Annotated in this window: 12 protein-coding genes and 1 pseudogene; 5 read left to right on the forward strand and 8 right to left on the reverse strand. The window is 71.9% G+C overall.

The features are described 5' to 3' along the window. The coding region (locus tag IH26_RS0120185; protein WP_030437776.1) for an endo-1,4-beta-xylanase at positions 1 to 715 on the forward strand (715 nt) is incomplete at its 5' end. Between the two features lie 70 nt (positions 716 to 785). On the opposite strand, the gene IH26_RS0120190 is transcribed toward IH26_RS0120185, so the two are convergent. The 6 genes from IH26_RS0120190 to IH26_RS0120215 all read right to left on the reverse strand — a co-directional run bounded on the left by IH26_RS0120190 (position 786) and on the right by IH26_RS0120215 (position 9683). After that, the gene (locus IH26_RS0120190) at positions 786 to 2585 is read right to left on the reverse strand and encodes an RICIN domain-containing protein (protein WP_030437777.1); all 1800 of its coding nucleotides are present in this window, start codon (positions 2583 to 2585) and stop codon (positions 786 to 788) included. Positions 2586 to 2843: 258 nt separating this feature from the next. Beyond that, positions 2844 to 4304, reverse strand: coding sequence for a ricin-type beta-trefoil lectin domain protein (locus IH26_RS62970; protein WP_030437778.1), 1461 nt, complete (start codon positions 4302 to 4304; stop codon positions 2844 to 2846). Positions 4305 to 4312: 8 nt separating this feature from the next. Then, positions 4313 to 5767: an arabinofuranosidase catalytic domain-containing protein gene (locus IH26_RS0120200; RefSeq protein ID WP_051808321.1), complete on the reverse strand. Its 1455-nt coding sequence runs from the start codon at positions 5765 to 5767 to the stop codon at positions 4313 to 4315. A 184-nt stretch (positions 5768 to 5951) separates the two neighbouring features. Then, the gene (locus IH26_RS0120205; protein ID WP_051808322.1) at positions 5952 to 7373 is read right to left on the reverse strand and encodes a GGDEF domain-containing protein; all 1422 of its coding nucleotides are present in this window, start codon (positions 7371 to 7373) and stop codon (positions 5952 to 5954) included. A 101-nt stretch (positions 7374 to 7474) separates the two neighbouring features. Continuing rightward, a complete protein-coding gene (locus IH26_RS0120210) occupies positions 7475 to 7975 on the reverse strand; it encodes a beta-galactosidase trimerization domain-containing protein (RefSeq protein WP_030437781.1) in 501 nt (166 codons plus the stop codon). A gap of 49 nt (positions 7976 to 8024) precedes the next feature. Then, complete coding sequence (locus IH26_RS0120215) at positions 8025 to 9683, reverse strand: tetratricopeptide repeat-containing diguanylate cyclase (RefSeq protein ID WP_030437782.1); 1659 nt, start codon at positions 9681 to 9683, stop codon at positions 8025 to 8027. Between the two features lie 234 nt (positions 9684 to 9917). On the opposite strand from IH26_RS0120215, the pseudogene IH26_RS64230 reads away from it, so the two are divergent. The 4 genes and pseudogenes from IH26_RS64230 to IH26_RS0120230 form a co-directional block, all read left to right on the forward strand. After that, positions 9918 to 10316 (forward strand): annotated as a pseudogene (locus IH26_RS64230) (ATP-binding protein); the annotation flags it as partial. Between the two features lie 66 nt (positions 10317 to 10382). Beyond that, positions 10383 to 11039 carry a response regulator gene (locus IH26_RS61335; protein ID WP_030437783.1) on the forward strand — a complete coding sequence of 219 codons (657 nt, stop codon included), beginning with the start codon at positions 10383 to 10385 and terminating at the stop codon, positions 11037 to 11039. Positions 11040 to 11142: 103 nt separating this feature from the next. Further along, entirely contained in the window at positions 11143 to 14190 is a 3048-nt protein-coding gene (locus IH26_RS55970; protein WP_051808323.1) for a CHAT domain-containing protein, read from the forward strand. Between the two features lie 104 nt (positions 14191 to 14294). Then, on the forward strand, positions 14295 to 16205 hold the full coding sequence (locus IH26_RS0120230) for a glycoside hydrolase (protein ID WP_030437785.1): 1911 nt from the start codon (positions 14295 to 14297) through the stop codon (positions 16203 to 16205). Here IH26_RS0120230 and IH26_RS0120235 read toward each other — a convergent pair. Both IH26_RS0120235 and IH26_RS0120240 read right to left on the reverse strand, forming a co-directional pair. Beyond that, positions 16202 to 17440, reverse strand: a complete 1239-nt coding sequence (locus IH26_RS0120235; protein ID WP_030437786.1) for an ROK family transcriptional regulator — start codon at positions 17438 to 17440, stop codon at positions 16202 to 16204. The two genes, IH26_RS0120230 and IH26_RS0120235, sit on opposite strands and share 4 nt — an antisense overlap. 84 nt (positions 17441 to 17524) lie before the next feature. After that, positions 17525 to 19114 carry an APC family permease gene (locus IH26_RS0120240; RefSeq protein ID WP_030437787.1) on the reverse strand — a complete coding sequence of 530 codons (1590 nt, stop codon included), beginning with the start codon at positions 19112 to 19114 and terminating at the stop codon, positions 17525 to 17527. Positions 19115 to 19239: the final 125 nt, after the last annotated feature.

Genomic DNA, 19239 nt, shown 5'->3' on the forward strand with positions numbered 1-19239 from the left:
CCCGATCGACTGCGTCGGCCTGCAGACCCACTTCACCGGCGGCAGCTCACTGCCCGGCAACTTCCAGACCACCCTGTCGAGCTTCGCCGCCCTCGGCGTCGACGTCGCCCTGACCGAGGCCGACGTCACCAACGCCGACCCCACCCAGTACGCCGGCTTGACCAGGGCGTGCGTGAACGTCCCCCGCTGCGTCGGCATCACCACGTGGGGCATCCGGGACAGCGATTCCTGGCGGGGCAGCGAGCACCCGCTGCTGTTCGACGCCAACAGCAACCCCAAGCCCGCGTACACCGCCGTCCTCAACGCCCTCAACGCGGCCTCCCCCACCACGCCGCCGTCGTCCACGCCGCCCTCGACACCGCCGAGCACGCCGCCGTCGACGCCGCCTAGCACGCCACCGGTCACCGGGCAGCCGGGCGCCTGCACGGCAACGTTCCGCATGGTCAGCGACTGGCCCGGCGGCTTCCAGGGCGAGGTCACCGTGGCGAACAACGGCTCCGCTGCCCTCAACGGCTGGACCGTGCACCTGACGCTGGCCGGCGGGCAGACGCTCGTCAACGTCTGGAACGGCACCAATACCGGCACCAGCGGCGCGGTGACCGTCCGGAACGCCGCGTACAACGGCACCCTCGGCCCGAACGCCTCGACCAGCTTCGGCTTCGTGGTGAACGGGGGAACCGGGGCGCCCGGCACCATCTCTTGCGACAGCCCCTGACCGGCCGGACAGGCCGGTGGTTGCCCGGCCGGCCATCGGCCGGGCAACCACCGCCGCTGAGGCCCGTAGCTCAGGCGCGCGTGCTCCATTGCTGGTTGGCGCCGCCGTTGCAGGACCAGAGGATCAGCTTGGTGCCGTTGGCCGTCCCGGCGCCGGTGGCGTCCAGGCACAGGCCGGACTGCACGCCGGTGACCGTGCCGTTGGCGTTGACGTTCCACTGCTGGTTGGCCTGGCCGTTGCAGTCCCAGATGATCACCGCGGTGCCGTTGCTCGTGCCCTGACCGTTCGCGTCGAGGCACTTGCTGCCGTACACCTGCAGTTGCTTGCCCGAGGTGTACGTCCACCGCTGCGAGGCGCCACCCGAGCAGTCGAAGAGCTGGGTCTGCGTGCCGTTGGCCGTCGAGCCGCCGGGCACGTCGACGCAGCGGCCGGACTGTCCGCCGACCAGCTCGACACCCTGCTGGCCACCGGTCGAGGCCGGGGTCAGGTAGACGGCGAAGGCGTCGTGCGAGGCCTGGAACGTCAGCGGCACGGTGACGGCGCCGCCGGAGAGCGTCATGGTCTGGTTGAGCACGACCTGCGGGGTGCTCAGCGTCGCCTGGTCGGGGATCCGGTCGACCACGACGTTGACGCTGCCGTTGCCGGCCAGCCAGCTGTTGGCCGACACGCCGTTGAAGGTCACCGTGGCGCTGCCGGTGTAGCCGTTGCTGTCGCCGACGATGGCGACGGCCCGCCGGTTGGCGCTGTCGATCGAGGCGGCGATCGCGGTGCTGCCGACCTGCCCGGACGTGTTGACCAGGGTGCCGGTCAGGTCCGCGTAGGACCGCATCGCCCACCAGTTGCCGCTGGTGGTCCAGCTGCCGTTGCTCTGGGTCAGGATGCCGGTCAGGTTGGGGGTCATGCAGCAGACCCAGTTGCCGCGCATCGCGTTGGCGTAGCCGGACTGGGCGAACCGGGCCAGATACCACGCGGTGACCCCGGCGGTCTGCCGGTCGGCGGGCTGGTATTCGTTGGCCGACAGCGGGCGGGCCGGGATGCCGGCGGCGGCGAGCTGGCTGTTGAGCGCCTGCGAGACGGTGACCGGGTCGTCGACGTCGCCCTCGTCGTGGTTGGTGATCCAGTCGGGCACGGTGCCGGCCGCCTTGACATGGTTGAGGAAGGTGCTCCACTGCGAGGCCCGGGCCTGCGGGGTGTAGGCGAACGACGGGCCGGCGATCTGCGCGGCCGGGGCCACCTTACGCAGTTCCCGGTAGGCGGTGTCCCACATCTGGAAGTACTGGGTGCTGTTGACCCCGGCCTTCCAGAAGATCGAGATGTCCGGCTCGTTGTCGATGTCGTACGCGAACGGCAGTCCACTGGCTTGCAGCGCCGCCACGGTGGTGTCGATGAAGGTGGCCCAGTTGGCGCAGTTGCCGTTGTCGCACGGGTAGACCGTGTTCGCCGGCTGGCCGCCGTTCAGCCCGTACAGGTCGCTCAGCAGCACCTGGTACTGCGGGTGGTTGCCGACCTGGTTCAACCGCCGGGCCTGCGCGATGATCGAGGTGATGTCGGCCTGGGTGGCCGAACCGTACTGGTAGTTGTCCTTGATCCAGCCGCCGGAGAACCACCCTCCGCCCCGGAAGGCGTTGAGCTTCAGCGGCTGGATGAACTGGTCGGCCGGCAGGGTGGCGTCCTGGTTGATGCCGTAGAGCACGCCCTCGCCGACCAGCGTGGACGTCCCACGGCTGGACGCGAGGTCGACGCTCAGCGCCTCGGCGGCGGCCGCCTGGCCGGCGTCGGCCACGCCGAGCGGGACGGCGGCCGCCAGGATCATGCCGATCGCGATGGCGGCTCTGGTGGCGAACCGGCCGAGTCTTCTTCTCTGGTGCATCGGGGCCTCCGGTGGCGAGTCGATGAGGTGGAGCTGGCTCCGGGACGGTGGAGCGCAGTCGAATCGATTCGTCAACACGGTAGATAGTGGTCGTCGTCGATGTCAACGGTGTGCCTAAACGAGGCGAGGAGTTCGGCGAATCGATGCGTCGAATCGGTTCGCGGCCCGGCCGGAGTCAGCAGTACGCGCCGGGGGTCACGGTGGTGACCCCCGGCGCGCCTCGTGGTACGGGTCAGCGGGCTGCCGGCCGCCCGGCGGTCATTGGCGGGCCCACTTCTGGTTGCCGCCGCCGGTGCAGGTCCAGATGTCGACGGCGGTGCCGTTGGCGGTGCCGGCCCCCGAGACGTCGAGACACAGCCCGGACTCGCGGCCGACGACGGTGCCGTCGGCGTTGATCGTCCACTGCTGGTTGGCGCCCCCGTTGCAGTCCCAGATCTCGACCCTCGTGCCCGCGGCCGTGGCGTGGCCAGGCACGTCGAGACACTTGTTGCCGTACACCTGCAGGGCCCCGTTGGACAGCGAGGTCCACTGCTGGTTGGCCCCGCCGTTGCAGTCCCAGATCTCGGTCAGGGTGCCGTTGGCGGTGGCCTGGCCGGGGACGTCGAGGCATCGGGCGGCGCTGGTGGACCGCAAGGCGAAGGCGGTGCCACCGGTGCCGTTGCCGCCGGAGTTGTTCGTCTGGCCCCAGCCGTACTGCAGGCGGTCCAGGCCGGACTGGTTGTTGATCGAGAGCGACAGGTTGGTGCCGCTGCCGTTGACCGTGGTGATGGCGCACGAGACGTTCTCGCACGGGCCCGGACCGTACGTCTGGCCAGTCTCCTTGACACCGACCCACAGCAGGGTACCGATGCCCTGGCCGCGCGCGGTGTCGGTGACGCCGTAGAGGTAGGAGCGGTCGTTGTTGCCGTCCTTGGGGCCGTTGTAGTCCACGCCGGTCGTCATGGGCACGCCGAACTCGGTGATGACCGTGCGGCCGGCGTACCCGCAGAGATTGTTCTGCAGATCGGTGACCCAGCCGGACTCGGTGGTGTGCGAGTCACCGAACATCCCGTAGATGTGCAGCGACAGCAGCGTGCCGGAGAGGCGGGAGTCGCCGCCGACGGCACACAGGTTGGTGTCGCTGTACAGCCCCGGCAGGATGAGGCGGCCGCGCGGCACCTGCGGGTAGCGGGAGACCCACGCCGCCTCGGCGTTGGTGAGGTCGGCGGCGTTGTAGCCGTACGGCTCGTTCATCATGTCGAAGTAGAAGTTCGACTTGCCGCCGTACTTGTTGACGACAGTGTCCCACATCGCGTTGAACGCGTTGGTGTCGCTGATCTTGCCGCCCTGCAGCCACGGGGCGAGCACGACGTTCATGCCCAGCGCGTCGGCCGCGTCGTAGGCGCCGACCAGGCTGTTCCACCAGGTGGACGAGGTGGTCCAGGTGTTGATGCCCATGCGCACCGTGTTGGCGCCGAGCGCCTGGAAGCCCTTCAGAATCGCGGTCGCCTTGGCGTACACGGTGGCGTAGCTGTCGGAGCTTGACAGGCCGACCGGGACGTTCGGCCGGGTGATGAAATTGTCGTTCGGGTCGGCCCAGTTCACGCCATGGAACTGGCTGGTGGCGGCCTGCGCCGGCGAGGCGTCGCCGAGTTGCAGGCCGGCGACACCGGCCAGGGCGACGATCAGGGCGATCCCGGCCACGAGAAGTCGCCGCGGCCGGATCCGGTAAAGATTCACCTTTGCTCCTATCGCAGTGACCATTGCTGGTTGGACTGGCCGTTGCAGGCCCACAGAATCAGCTTGGTGCCGTTGGCCGTGCCGGCGCCGGTGGCGTCCAGGCACAAGCCGGACTGCACGCCGGTGACCGTGCCGTTGGAGTTGACGTTCCACTGCTGGTTGGTGCCGCCGTTGCAGTCCCAGATGACGACCGCCGTGCCGTTGGTCGTGCCCTTGCCGCTGGCGTCCAGGCACTTGTTGCCGTAGACGGTCAACTGCTTGCTCGAGGTGGCGGTCCACAGCTGGTTGCTGCCGCCCCAGCAGTCGTACAACTGAACCTGGGTGCCGTTGGTGGTGGAGGCGTTCGGGACGTCCGCGCACCGGCCGGACTGGCCGCCGACGAGCTCCTTGCCGCCGCCACCACCGCCGCTCGACGTGCTGTAGCCGGCCGCGACGATGTTGGCCTGCACCGAGTTCTCGGTGGCGTCGGACGGATAGCCCGAGGTCATCACGCCCTCGTAGAACGTGCCGGCGGAGCCCTTGCTGTTGTCGCCGCCGATGCCCAGGATGATCGCGCCCTCCTTGTGCATCGGGTTGTAGCCGGAGACGTTCGGCCGGGCGCCGCTGTAGTAGGTCGACAGCCCGCCGGATTGCGCGTTGCCGGCCCGGATCGCCCACTGGTTGGGCTGGCCCTTGACGATGGCGGTCAGGAAACGGTTGTTGACGCTGGGGTCGTTGGCGTTGTAACCGGCGTTGACCCCGGAGAAGAGTCCGTTCTCCAGATCGGCCATGACCCACGGGCCGTTGCCCGTGCCGTAGCCCCACACCTTGATGTTGCCGAAGTAGATGGCCTCCATGTGGCCGTTGCCGGTGTCGTTGCTGCTGGTCTCGGCGTTGCCGTAGTCGAAGCAGCAGCCGCCGTTGTAGTGCGTGCCGTCGAAGACCGCGTACATGCCCTCGGCGGCGTCGCCGGTGGCGATGCCGTTGGTGCTGTTGTTGCGGTAGCCGGTGCCGGGTGCCACGTACACGCCGTACACCCGGTTGCCGTTGAGCGTGGCCGGCGCCGCGGTGGCGTCGGCGAGGTTGTCCGGGCCGCCGGCCGCGCCGCCGCCGGGGGCCTGGGTGAGGTCGTTGCCCCGGCCGCTCTGGTCGTAGATGCGGGTGATCAGGCAGGTCGTCCCGGCACAGAACGAGTCCTGGCTCGCCGCGTCGGCGTAGCCGCCCGCGCTGACCGGGCTGATGCTGCGGTACGTGTTGTCCGACGAGCGTCGCACCTGGTAGAGGGGGCCGGTGTAGGAGCCGTACAGGGCGCGGGTCGTGCTGTGCGCGGCAACGCAGGGGGTGCCGCCGGAGGCGTAGATGTCGCAGGGGCCGGTGGTGGCGGCCTGAGCCGGCGTCACCGCGGCCAGGACGCCGGCGACGAGCGTGGCGGCGCCGGTCACGGCCAGCAGGACCCTCCGCCGAGGGCCGGAGATGGGGGGCATGGGACCTCGCTTGTGAACGTTAACTAGCGATGACAGTCGATTGTTACGGCAAAGTCACAGGCTAGTCAACGTCGCAATTCGACCGCGATTTGGTCCGATCATCCATCTGAACAAGTGTTATCCGGGACAACCTCAAGCAGTCGCTGTTAGCGCTCTCAGGACTAGGTCAGCCGGGGTGCGCGGTTCAGGCGACCGCCTGGTGGACGCGGTTGCGGCCGCTCGTCTTGGCCGCGTACATGGCCGCGTCGGCGCGCCGCAACTCGTGCTCCGGGTCGGCCCCTTGGGCGGCGACGACGACACCGACGCTCGCGCCGATGAACACCTGACGGGCCCCGGCGTCGAACGGCTCGCCCAGCACCTCGACGATGCGCTGGGCCAGAGCGTGGGCCTGGTCGTCGCCGGTCCACGGCAGGATGACCGCGAACTCGTCGCCGCCCAGGCGGGCCACGACGTCGCCGGCCCGGACCACCGTACGCAGCCGCTCGGCGACGGCGACCAGCACCGCGTCACCCGCGTCGTGGCCGAGACCGTCGTTGACCGGCTTGAAGCCGTCCAGATCGAGGTACAGCAGGGCGGTGGGCCCGACGCCGTCGCGCAGCGCGGCCTGCCACCGGTCGTGGAACCGGCGGCGGTTCGCCAGCCCGGTGAGCTGATCGGTGGTCGCCTGGCCCTCGACCACCCGCAGCGTCTGCGACAGCAGCCGGACCAGCCCGTGCAGCCGGGTGATCACCAGCAGGAACAGCACGGCACAACCGGCCACGATCACCGGCACGTCGATGGCCATGCCGCGGAGCCACTCGATCCCGAGCGCGGCGGGCGCCATCATGCTGGCCACCGCGAGCATGACCAGCCGGCTCACCTTCACCTCGCCGTCGGCCACCGGCGGAGCGGGCCGCGAGATCGCGGCCACCGTCGGATGCAGCACCGCCGCCCCGGCCAGCGCGTACATCGCCAGCCAGGTGACGTCGACGAGGTTGCCCGGCTGATAGCCGATCGTGAGCTCCAGCAGCGCGTAGATCACATCGCCGACCAGCATGACCAGCGTGCTGCCGACGAACAGCCGGTAGGCCGACGGCCGGTCGCCGCGGCCCGTGGCCAGCCGCACCAGCACGGCCAGCACCAGGATGTCCGCAACCGGGTACGCCAGGGAAACCACGCGGGCCAGCGGTGAGATGTCCGCCGCGCGGACGTACGGGACGATCAGGAAGACCCACGACAGCATCGCGGCGCCGGTCGACAGCACCAGCGCGTCCAGCAGGCCGGGCAGGTCCTTGCCGGGCCGGCGGGCGCGCACCAGGCCGAGCAGCGCGATCGCCAGCGCCGGGTAGTACACGAGGTACAGCGCATCCGAATAGGTGGGGAACGCGTCGTGGTGCAACACCTCCGACTGCACCCAGTACGAGACGTCGCCAGCCGTGAAGAAGACCCGCCCGGCCGCCATCAGATACCAGGGCCACCGCACCACGGGCCGGTTCCGGCGTACGCCCAGCACGGTCACCGCCGCGGACGACAGCCCCAGCAGCCCGTACAGCGTGGTCTTCACCGCGGGCACCGGAATCAGGAAATACGCCCCGATCGCCACCCCGGCGACCACCAAATAGGCCACCCACGCCGGGCATCGCCAACCACGCATCGCGCTCGCCCCATCCTGCCGCGCCTGACTACGTCGTACGACATCGGCAGCAGCAGGCGCGAGTTGAGCGAGCGTCAGCCGGGAGTCTCGGGCGGGTCCTCGGCGAGGACCCGGACGTCCCAGGGTCCGAGCCGCAGGCATTCGCCGACTCCGAGCGGGGTGCCGGAGAGGACATCGATCGCGCCGGACGGCACCGTGAACGGGACGTGATCCCATGACCAGTTGTGCACGAAGCGCAGGCGGGTGCCGTGCCGGTTGACCGCCGAGGTGACGGTGAGCGCCGGGTGCGAGGGGCGCCAGTGACGTGACCGGCCGGTCCGGGCGTCGCACCAGCGGAGCAGGTCCCGGGCGAGCCGGGGTCCGGGCACGGTGCCGACGGTGGTGATGCGGCCGGCACCGTAGGCCCGGGTCGTCACGGCGGGCCAGCGCCCGAGGTGCCGGTCGTCGTAGTGGGCGATGACCTCGGCGGTCGTGGCCGTGAGTCCCTCGATCCACCGGGTGGCATCGGCGGCGCTGTCCAGGCTCAGCGGCGCGATGCCGTCCGGAGCCGGTACCGCCCGGCAGTCAAAGTCCACGTCAAGGCGCCGTTATGCATTCGTTATGAATGCGCGCCCGGAGAGTCAGTCAGCCGGCCACCACGCGGTTGCGGCCCGACCGCTTCGCCTCGTAGAGGCGCTCGTCGGCGACGGCGAGCGCGGCGTCGACGCCGGCGTCGACCGCCGCCAGCCCGAGGCTGATGGTCACCGAGAGCCCGTCCTGCACCTGCGCCCACGGATACGCGGCGATCTCCGCCCGCAGCGCCTCGCACCGGGCCCACGCGTCGTCCGTCCCGATGGCGCTCAACGCGATCAGGAACTCCTCGCCGCCGAACCGGGCCACCAGGTCGCCTTCCCGGACGTCGTCCCGCAGCAGCACCGCGATCCGCCGCAGCACCTCGTCGCCGACTGGATGCCCGTACCGGTCGTTCACGCCCTTGAACAGGTCGACGTCGGCGAGCGCCACGCATACCGGCCCGGCCGCGATCAGTTGCGGCAGACGCAGGTCGGCGAAGCGCCGGTTGGGCAGGCCGGTCAGCGCGTCCTCGGTGGCCTGCCGCTGCCAGCTGAGATTGTCGGCCTCCAACTCGGCGGCACGAAGGCGATGCTGCTCCGTCTCCATCCGCGCGGTGTCCGCGTCCAGGCGGGCGTTGTCCAGCTCGAAACTGTGTACGGCCATCCGCGCCCGCACCGCGGCGACGTCGTTGCGCGCCTCCCGTTCGAGGTCGTGGAAGAGCCGGTAGTGGGCGAGCGCCGAGGCGGCGTCACCCACTTTCTCGTACGCCGAGGAGAGCTGCCGGTGGATCTCCATCACGCTGGGTTTCTCGCCGATGGCCAGCCCCCGGTCGAGCGCGACGTGCAGTTTCTTGATCGCGGCGCGGTAGTCGCCACGCATCAGCCTGATCCGGGCCCGGTGCTCCCAGGTCGAGGACTCCAGCGAGTCGTACCCCTGCCGCTCCGCGATCGTACGGGCCTGCTCGATCAGCCCTTCGGCGCTCTCGAAGTCGCCCGCCAGCCCGAGCAGCATGCCGTAGTTGTCCAGGGCGATCGCCTCCCGGAACGGGTTGCCCGAGCCGCGGGCCAGCCCGAGCGCCTCGGTGATGTACCCGAGTGCCTCCGACAGCGCCCGCTCGGCGTCCTCCGCCCGCCCCACCTCACGGAGCCGGGCCACCTCGTAGACGGCGTTGTCGCCCAGGTTGTTGAGAATGCAGAACCGCGCGTCGCTGTCCAGGCCGTCGGTCATGGTGAGCGCCTTGGTCAGGAAGGCCGCGCTCAGCTCCCGATTTCCCATCGTGCCGTGCACGCACCCGGTGCGGTTGTGCACCCAGTAGAGCAGGCCGCGGTCGCCGAGCCGCTGCGCGATGTCCCGCGCGTCGGCGAGCGCCGCCAGCGCCTCCTCGTGCATGCCCAGGTCGTTGAGCGCCAGCGAGCCCTCGGTCAGCACCTGGCAGACGCCGCCGTCGTCGCCGAGAGCCTCGAGCACGGCGGCCGCCTCCCGGCCGGCCACGACCGCCTCCTCCAGCGCGCCGAGCCGCATCAGCTGGGCGGCGAGCAGCCGCAAGGCGGCGGCCCCGGCCGCCCGGTCACCGGCCGCCTCGGCGTGGGCGGCGGCCTCCCGGGCGGCCACCGAGCCGGCCCGGTAGTCACCGGCCAGCCGGTGCTTCTCGGCGGCCGCGAGCAGCGCCGCGATGTCCGACGCCGGCCACTCCCGCCCGATCCCGGCGGGCGCCAGGCTGGTCTCGCTCATCCGGAGCCCTCTCCCTGGACGTGGACGGTCGAGATGTCCTTTCGTCCGGGCCGGGGTCGACATGAGTCTTCAGCCCTGCTCGGAACCTCCTTGGTGGTCGCGGACCGCGCCGCCCCCGTTGAGCTCGTGCGGTCGGCTCGGTCATGGTCGCGCGCTCACGCCGTCCCGCTGCCCGCCGGGGCGACCCGGGCCCTGCACGGCGTGCTGCTCGTGGTCTTCGGCGGGTTCCCGCTCATGGTGGGCGCGGTGACCGCCGCCCTGATCAGCCGGTTCCGCCGGGCCCGGGACATCGAGCGCGCCCAGATCCGCTGCCTCGCCTACGCCGGCGCGCTGGTCACGGTCGTCGAGCTGCTGCCGCCGGTGCACCACCCCGGCAGCTGGTCGCGGGCCCTGGCCAACCTGGCCGTCGAGGTGGCGGCCTACCGGATAGCCACCGAGGCGATCACCAACGTCGTCCGGCACGCCGCGGCCCGCACCTGCACGGTCCGGCTGCGCACCGACGACGCGCTGCACATCGAGATCACCGACGACGGCCGGGGCCTGCCGGAGCGGCGCCGGCCCGGGGTCGGCCTGGCCTCGATGCGGGAACGCGCCGCCGAGCTGGGCGGCAGCTGCGAGATCGGCCCGGGCCCGGCGGGCGGCACCCCGGATCGAGGTGCGCCTCCCGCTGGCGCGGAGCCTGCTGCAGGAGGCACGCCCATGAGCGGACGCGTACGGGTGCTGCTGGTCGACGACCACCCGGTGTTCCGCGCCGGCCTGAGCGCGCTGCTCGACGGCCACCCCGATGTGGAGGTGGTGGGCGAGGCCGCGGACGGCGCGGCCGCCGTCGAGCTGGCCGCCCGGCTGCGCCCCGACGTGCTGCTGATGGACGTGCAGATGCCCGGCGGCAGCGGCATCGAGGCGACCGGCCGCGTCGTCGAGGCCAGCCCCGGCACCGCCGTGCTCGTCCTGACCATGTTCGGCGAGGACGCCTCGGTCTTCGCCGCGATGCGCGCGGGCGCCCGCGGCTACCTGCTCAAGGACGCCGACGGCGAGGAGGTCCTGCAGGCCGTACGCGTCGTCGCGGCCGGCGGCGCCGTCTTCGGCACCGCCCTGGCCCAGCGGCTGACCGCGTACTTCGCCACCACCGCCGCGCCGGCCGGCCAGAGCTTCCCGGAGCTGACCACCGGCGAGCGCCAGGTGCTGGACCTGATCGCCGCCGGCCACCCGAACGCGGAGATCGCCGCCCGGCTGGGCCTGAGCCCCAAGACGGTCCGCAACCGGGTCTCGAGCATCTTCGCCAAGCTGCGGGTCCGCGACCGCGCCGAAGCGATCGTCCGCGGCCGCGACGCGGGCCTGGGCCGAGCCGGCGGCTGACGCCCGGGCGGCCGGGAAACCCGCCGCGCCGGCGTGCGGGGCCCGACCCCGGACGAGGGACCCGGTCCGTCAGACAGCGGCGACGGAACCCGGCAGGAAGGGCATGCGGATGGCGGAGAACGGCGCGGACGACGCACTGCGACGATGGTGGGAGCGGACGGCGGCCGGCGAGACGGTCGACCGCGCCGGCCTCGACGCCGCGATCGAGCAGGGCCGGCGGAAGGTGGACACCGGTGCCGGCGGGGACCTCGAGCGCCGCCTGCTCGCGGTCGCCTATCAGGATCGCTGGGAACGCGACCGCACCCACTTCGACGACGCCGACCGGGCCATCGCTCTCTGGCGGCGCGTTCTCGACGACCGGCCCGGCGAGGGGTTCGCCGCCCAGCTCTGCGGCCGGCTCCTGGCCTTCCGGGCCGAGCGCACCCGCGACCCGCGCGACATGGCCGAGGCCGTACGGCTCGGCGACCTCGCGACCCGGACGCTCGACGACGCCGACTCCTGGTACCTGTCCGGCTGGGCCCATCTGGTACGCGCGTTCAGCGGCGGGCAACCCGACGGCCTCACCGAGGCGCTGCGCCGGTTCGGCACCGCACTGCGCCGCGGCCCCGACGACAACCTCCGCTGCGTCATCACCCGTGAGCAACTGCGCGCCGCCTTCACCCGGTACGGGGAGGGCCGGCTCGGCCGGGCGGAGTTCCGCGACCTGGTCGAGCGCGGACACGCCGTGCTCGACGCGCCCGGCGACGCCGCCCTGCCCAACCAGGCGCTGCTGGCCGGAACCCTGGCCATGGTCGAGATCGGCACCGCCGTGCCCGAGGGCCGGCCCCACGACTTCGCCCGGTGCCGTGCCCTTGTCGCCCGGTACCGCGACGTCGAGCTGCCCGACCCGCACCTGCGGGCCGAGCTCGACGGCGCCCAGGCCCAGCTCGACCACTTCGCCGGCACGAGCGGCGACCTCGACCGCGGCGTCGCCGCCGTCGGCCGGCTCGCGGCGTCCGGCCGGTTCTCCCCCGAACAGCGCGAGACGATCGCCGCGCATGCCGCCCTCATGCGCACCGGCCGGGCCGTCGAGGAGGGCGACCTCGCCGCCCTCGCCGCCGCCATCGAGCAGCTCCGCACCGGGCCGGACCCGGCCGCGCGAGGCCTGGCCGCGGCGCTGACGTCGGTCCGCGAGGCCGGGCGGCTCGCCGAGGCGGGCGACGAGACGGCGGCCGCCGCCGCGCTGGCCCGCGCCCAGCGGGAGCTGCCCGGCGACGACCCGGCGGCGGCGATGCTGGGCGCCATGCTCGCCCACCTGACCGGTGACCGGTCCCCCGGCACGGGCGACACACCCGCCGCGGCCGCCGTCCGCGTCACCGCCCTGGCCGCCGAGGTGCGCGCGGCGGCGGGCCGCGGCGACATCGCCACGCTGCGCCGGCTCGCCGCCGCGGCCGGCCCGCTTGCCGGCCTGATCCCCGATGACTATCCGATGCTCAAGATCCCCGCGATGAGCACCGCGGGGACGGCCGAGCTGGAGGTGGCCCGCCGCGACCCGGCCGACCACGCCGCCGCGGCACGGGCCACCGCCCATCTCGCCGCGGCGTGCGCGCTGGCCGGCGGGCCACACCACGCACTCTGGCCGCAGCTGGCGATCGGCCACGGGCACGCCCTGCGACTGGGGAACCGGCCCGATCCGGCCCGCAGCCGGGCGACCGGCCGGTCCGCGCTGGTCGCCCTCACCTGGCAGGCGCTGGTCCAGGCGGACACCGGGCGCGCCCTCGAAGCGGTGGCCGCGGCCGGGCGGCACGTCCGTACCGTCGTGGCCTGGTGCGCCCAGGACGCCGGCGATCCCGCCGCCGACGACGACCTGGTGGCGGTCCTCGACGCGGGGCGAGGGCTCGCGCTGAACGCCGCCACCGCCTCGCGGTCCATGCCGGAGCGGCTGACCGCGGCCGGTCACCCCGGCCTCGCGCAGGAGTGGCGGGCCACCGCCGGTGTGGGTGCGGCACCCGACGACAACCTGCGCGTACGGGCCCTGCACGCGCTCACCGCCGGCTCGGACGTGTTCACCACGCCCGGCCCGGCCGAGATCCGCCGCGCGTTGACGGCAACCGGTGCCGACGCGCTCGTGTACCTGGTCCCGGCCGACGACACCCGGCCCGGCTTGGCCGTGGTCGTGCCGGTCGCCGGGCGGGTACGCGTCCTGACCCTGCCCGAGCTCCGGGCCGGGCGCGCGCCCACCGGATGGACCCGGGCCGCGAGGGACCTGGGCCCGGCCGGGGACGAGGGGCCGGCCGGCGGCGACGCCTTCGACGAGGTGTGCCGGTGGGCGTGGCCGGCCGCGATGGGACCGCTCACCGAGCTCACCGACGGATGGCACCTGCGCCGGCCCGCCCGGCTCGTGCTCGTGCCGACCGGGGCGCTCGGCCTGGTGCCCTGGCACGCCGCGCACGACGGGCGGCACTATGCGATCGAGCGGCTCGTCCTCTCGTACGGTGTCTCCGCCCGGATGTTCTGCGCCTCGGCCGGAACGCCACTGCGCTCGCCGCGGTCCGCGCTCATCGTCGGCAACCCGGGCGGCGACCTGCCGCACGCCGCCGACGAGGCCCACGCGGTCCATCGCGACTTCCATCCCGGCGGCACGCTGATGCCCCACGCCACCGCCGACGACGTGCTGGACTGGATCGCCGAGCCGGGCCGTGGCCCGTCGCTGCTGCACCTGGCCTGTCACGGGTACGTCGACCGGGACCGTCCGGCCGACGCCCACCTCGCCCTCGCCGGCGGCGACCTGCCGGTGCTGCGGCTGCTCGCCCGGGCCCGCTCGGCCGGGCTCGACCTCGACCGGGTGGTGCTCTCCGCCTGCTCCACCGGGGCGGGCGGCTCGCTGCACGACGAGGCGATCAGCCTCGCGACCGCGTTCCTGGCCGGTGGGGCGCACACCGTCTTCGGCTCGCTGTGGGCGGTCCCGGACGCGGACACCGCGAGGCTCATGTACGCGCTGCACCACCAGCTCAGCGTGCGAGGCCGGCCGCCGGTGGACGCGTTGCGCCTCGCCCAGCTCGCCATGCTGGACCCCGCCCGCGAGCCGCTGCCGGACCTGCCGCCGGAGCTGTCCACGGCCGGCCCGGCCGGGCCCCGGAGCTGGGCGGCGTTCGTGCACCTGGGCCGCTGAGCGGCAGCGACGGTGGACTATTTACAGGGGTTCGGAAAAGGGGCAGAGTTAATCACCTCGAAACACTGTGAACTCCCGGCGCCCCGTCCCGGAAGGGCATCCCCATGAGTCCAGCTCCGCTCCGCACCCGGCGCGCGCCCATCTTGGCCGCCGCCCTGCTCGCCGTGGCCGGCACGGCCGTCGTCGCCGGGAACGGCACCTCGGCGCGGGCCGCCACCACCACGGCTCAGGTCTCCAGCTGGGCCGCCCAGTCGATCCAGGGCATCGGGGCCTCCGGCGCCTGGTGGGTCAACGACCTGGCCAACTTCAGCAGCACGCAGCAGCAGGCCGTGGCCGACATGCTGTTCACCACGAGCGGCATCCAGATGTCGGCCTACCGCTACAACATCGGCGGCGGCGGGACCGGCGTCACCGGCACGTCGGACCGGGCCCCGCAGAGCCTGGCCACCGCGTCCGGCACGTACGACTGGAGCCGCGACCCGGGCGGCACCACCTTCCTGACGTACGCCGCGCGGGACGGCGTGCCGAACCTGATCGGCTTCGTCAACAGCGCGCCCAGCTGGCTGACCACCGACGGCAAGAGCTGCGGCGGCAGCCTGATCTCGGGCGACGAGCCGGCGTACGCCACCTATCTGGCCGACATCGTCGCGCACTTCAAGGCGCAGGGGGTCGCCATCAACTACCTGAGCCCGATGAACGAGCCCGACTCGAGCTTCAGCGGCTGCGGCCAGGAGGGCATGTCCGTCGGCACCAGCCAGCGGGCCACCATCGCGCAGGCCATCGGCTCGACCTTCGCCACCCGCGGACTGTCGACCGGCGTCACCCCCGACGAGTCCAGCAGCACCAGCACGGCGCTGTCCAACGTGCCGTCCTGGATGGGCGTCTCGGGCACCTCACCGTACGTCGCGGCGCTGGCCCACCACACGTACGACTGGCCCAGCGACGGCACGATGACCAACTACCAGAGCCTCGGACGCCGGTACGGGGTGCCGACCTGGGCCAGCGAGATCTGCTGCTACACCGGCCTGTCCGGTGGGTATGCCGCGCAGTACGACCCGACGATCACCGGCGCGCTGCCGCTCGCGCACCTCATGTACCGCGACTTCGCGGTGACCGGCGACACCCAGTTCCACTGGTGGACCGCGCTGTCCAAGGTGCTCGGCTGTGCCCCGTCGACCAGCTCGACCTGCGCCACGGCGACCAACACCTCGGGCTGGAACGACGGCCTGATCTACTACGACCCCAACTACGCGACCAACGGCAATCAGGCGCTGTACGTCACGAAGCGGTACTACGTGATGGGCCAGTACAGCAAGTTCGTCCGGCCCGGGTCGGTGCGCTTCCCGGTCACCGGGGCGCCGTCCGGGGTCGACGTGCTCGCGACCTCGAACAACGGCAGCTGGACCCTGGTCGTCACCAACACCGGCACCAGCGCACAGAGCTTCGACGTGCACTTCAACGCGCTGAACACGATCGCGGCCGGTTCGGCCTACCGCACCAGCGCGACCGAGAACATCGCCTCGGTCTCGCTGCCGACCGTCTCGGGCGCGACCGCGTCGCTGACCCTGCCGGCGCAGAGCGTCACCACGTACGTCTTCGCGCAGAACGGCGGATCGGCGGTGAAGACCGGCGCCGCCGAGCTGGTGGGCAGCCAGTCGGGCAAGTGCGCCGACGACACCGGCAGTTCGACCACCGACGGCACCGCCATCCAGCTGTACGCCTGCGGTGGCGCGAGCAACCAGCTGTGGACCTATACCTCGGCGAGCGAGTTGCGGGTCCTCGGCAAGTGCCTGGACGCCTCCGGCCAGGGCACGTCCAACGGCACCGCGATCATCCTCTACACCTGCAACGGCGGCATCAACCAGAAGTGGACGCTGGCCGCGAGCGGTGAGATCCGCGGCGTGCAGTCGGGCCTGTGCCTGGACGCCACCGGGCAGGGCACGGCCAACGGGACGCTGCTGGAGCTCTACACCTGCAACAGCGGCGCCAATCAGAGCTGGAGCCGGCCCAACTAGCGCCGGTGTCCTCGAGGCCGGGTCGCGGCCGCCGTGACCTGGCCGCCGATCCTCTCGAGGTAGCCCTCCAGCGCGAAGGTCGCCGCGCCCAGGCTGACCGGGTTGCCCTCGATCCGGCAGAGGACGATCTCGGTGTTGGCCAGCGGCCGGCTCAGGGCGTGCCGGCCCAGCAGGGCCCGCGCCCGGGCCAGCAGCGGCTCGCCGAGCTTGGCCGCCACCCAGCTGGAGAGGACGACCACCTCGGGGTTCAGGATATTGATCAGATCGGCGATCGCGACGGCCAGGTAGCGCGCCGTCTCCGCCACCACGGCCGTGGCCACCGGGTCGCCCGCGTGGTAGGCGCTCGCCAGCGCGTCGATCGTGGCGGTCTGGTCGCCGGGACGCAGCAGCGGGCTGTCCGGCGCGATCTCCCGCAGCCGCGCCATGATGCCGGGGGCGCCGACGTACGCCTCGACGCACCCGTGGCTGCCGCAGCGACACGGCCGTCCGTCCATCACCAGGTTGGTGTGGCCCCATTCGCCGGCGCTGTTGGTGGCGCCCCGGTAGAGCTGGCCGCGCACGGCGAGGCCGGCACCGACACCGGTGCCCAGGGTGAGCACGGCAACGTCGTCGCGGCCCCGGCCGGCACCGAACCAGAGCTCGGCCAGCACGCCGGCGCGCAGCGGATTGTCCAGGTAGAGCGGCACGCCGATGTGCTCGGCCAGCTGGGCGCGCAGCGGTACGTCGTGCCAGTCCCAGTTGGGAGCGAAGACCGAGACGCCGCCGGCGCGGTCGATCTGGCCGGGAACGCTGACCCCGACGCCCATGAGCCCTTCGGGACCGACCCCGGCCCGGTCGGCCGCCGCGCGCAGGCTGGACACGATGTGCGCGACGATCTGCGCCGGGCTGCTCTCCTGGCTCGGGTGCAGCGGCTCTTCCACACTGGCCAGCACCCGCAGTGCGGTGTCGAAGATCTCGACGTGCACGTACGTCTCGGCCACGTCGACGCCGGCCAGCATGCCGGCGGACCGCCGCACGGCGACGAGGGCCCGCGGCCGCCCGCCGCCGGAGTCCTGGTAGCCGACCTCCTCGAGCAGGTCGGCCTGGAGGAGCTCGCCGACCAGGTTGGAGACGGTGGCCAGGCTCAGGCCGGTGTCGGCGGCGATCTCCTGCCGGGCCACCGGGCCGGCGCCGAGGATGCGCCGGAGCACCTCGAAACGGTTGGCGACCCGGATGTCGCGGGACGTGCGCTTCATCAATGGCCACCCCCTGGACTGTTTACTCTAGGTAATGCACGAAAGCGGGCCGGGCCGACCGGCCCGGCCCGCAACGGATGACCCTCAGACCCGCTCGTGAGTCTCCTCCATGACAGTGCGGCCGACGGCCGCATACAGCTCGGGCTTGCTGGTGCGCAGATAGAACGCGAAACCCAGCCCGCCCACGAAGGTCGCCGCGACGACGTACGGGATCGCCTTGAAGAACGGCGAACCGGCCGCCCCGCCGCCGGCGAAATCGATGTTGGAGAAGAGCAGGTAGACCACGTAGAGCATGCCGATGCCGCCGAGGGCCGGGATGAGCGCCGTGGTCAGCCAGTTGCCCGGATGGGCCTTCCGCACGTGGAAGTACCAGATGACCGCGGCCGAGGTGATCGCTTGGACGATCAGGATGGCCATGGTGCCGAGCAGCGCGAGCAGGCCGTAGAGGTAGATGTAGCCGCCGCGGTTGGGGTCGCTGCCACCGACGGTGAGGAAATAGAAGCCGACGGTCAGCACCAGCGTGACGGCCGACTGGATGGCCGAGGCGATGTGCGGCGACTTGTGCTTGGCGTGGGTGGCGCCGAGCGACTTGACCGTGGCGGGCAGCTCGCGCCCGATCGCGAACAGGTAGCGCGAGGCCGCGTTGTGGAAGGCGAGCGCGCAGGCGAACGAACCCGACACCATGAGGAAGATGTAGACGTAGGTGACCCACTGGCCGCCGAGGTTGGCCGCGGCGAGGTGGGTGAACATGCCGATCGAGTCGTTGTTCGACAACTCGATCGAGCTCTTCGCGCCGTTGCCGGCGATGACCATCCACGAGACGAAGGTGTAGAAGACGCCGAGGCCGATCACCGCGATGAGCGTGGCCCGGGGCACGATGCGCCGCGGGTTGCGCGACTCCTCACCGTAGACCGCGGTGGTCTCGAAGCCGACCCAGGACCAGAAGGCGAAGAAGAGGCCGAGCGCTCCCGAGCCGGCGGCGACGAGCGTACCGGCGGAGGTCTTGGCCCCGAGGCCGCCGCCCTCGGTGAGGTTCTTGAAGGCGTTGACCGGGTTGATCGAGGAGGCCATCAGGCCGTCGGAGCCGCCGCCCTTGAACAGCACGGAGAAGGCGAGCGCGGCGAGCAGCACGACCTCGCAGATCAGGAAGAAGCCCAGCACCGCGGCCGCGATCGAGATGTCGAAGTAGCCGAGCACCGCGATCAGCGCGATGCCGACGACCGCGATGAGCAGCCAGTTCACGTTCCAGCCGAACCAGTCCTTGAGAGCATAGTTCGCGAAGTACGCGAAAATACCGATCAAAGACCCTTCGAAGACGACGTACGCCATCGTGGCGAGCCAGCCGGTGGCCATGCCCCAGAGCTGCCCGAGCCCGTGGGTGACGAAGCCGTAGAACGCCCCGGCGGTGGTGATGTACCGGGCCATCGACACGTACCCGATGGTGAAGAGCGTGAGCACGACGGTCGCGACCAGGAAGCCGGCCGGGGCGCCGTTGCCGTTGCCGTAGCCGACGGCGATCGGCACGTTGCCGGTCATGGCCGTGATCGGTGCCGCGTTGGCGACCGCCATGAAAAGTACGCCGGCCAGACCGACCGCGCCCGCCTTGAGAGTGTTGGTGGCGCGGGGGACTGGTGCGTCGGCTATCGCTTCGGGGGCTAGGTCCTCGGTTGTCATGCGCACACTCCGGTATTCCGTCGGTATCGACCGCCGCATCGGTCTGGACCGAATTGGTTCGTGATCTCTTCACCTGCTTGCAGAGGAGGCTGACACCCGGTCCGGTAGCCCCACAAGCATCTGTT

The organism is Actinoplanes subtropicus (assembly GCF_000721705.1).
Classification (GTDB): Bacteria; Actinomycetota; Actinomycetes; order Mycobacteriales; family Micromonosporaceae; genus Actinoplanes; species Actinoplanes subtropicus.

What these genes read in the sequence shown, in the direction of transcription:
- IH26_RS0120215 (WP_030437782.1), bottom strand. Translation starts at nt 9,683, where the DNA reads ATGAGCGAGACCAGCCTGGCGCCCGCCGGGATCGGGCGGGAGTGGCCG.
- IH26_RS61335 (WP_030437783.1), top strand. Translation starts at nt 10,383, where the DNA reads ATGAGCGGACGCGTACGGGTGCTGCTGGTCGACGACCACCCGGTGTTC.
- IH26_RS0120240 (WP_030437787.1), bottom strand. Translation starts at nt 19,114, where the DNA reads ATGACAACCGAGGACCTAGCCCCCGAAGCGATAGCCGACGCACCAGTC.
- IH26_RS55970 (WP_051808323.1), top strand. Translation starts at nt 11,143, where the DNA reads ATGCGGATGGCGGAGAACGGCGCGGACGACGCACTGCGACGATGGTGG.
- IH26_RS0120235 (WP_030437786.1), bottom strand. Translation starts at nt 17,440, where the DNA reads ATGAAGCGCACGTCCCGCGACATCCGGGTCGCCAACCGTTTCGAGGTG.
- IH26_RS0120200 (WP_051808321.1), bottom strand. Translation starts at nt 5,767, where the DNA reads ATGCCCCCCATCTCCGGCCCTCGGCGGAGGGTCCTGCTGGCCGTGACC.
- IH26_RS0120190 (WP_030437777.1), bottom strand. Translation starts at nt 2,585, where the DNA reads ATGCACCAGAGAAGAAGACTCGGCCGGTTCGCCACCAGAGCCGCCATC.
- IH26_RS0120230 (WP_030437785.1), top strand. Translation starts at nt 14,295, where the DNA reads ATGAGTCCAGCTCCGCTCCGCACCCGGCGCGCGCCCATCTTGGCCGCC.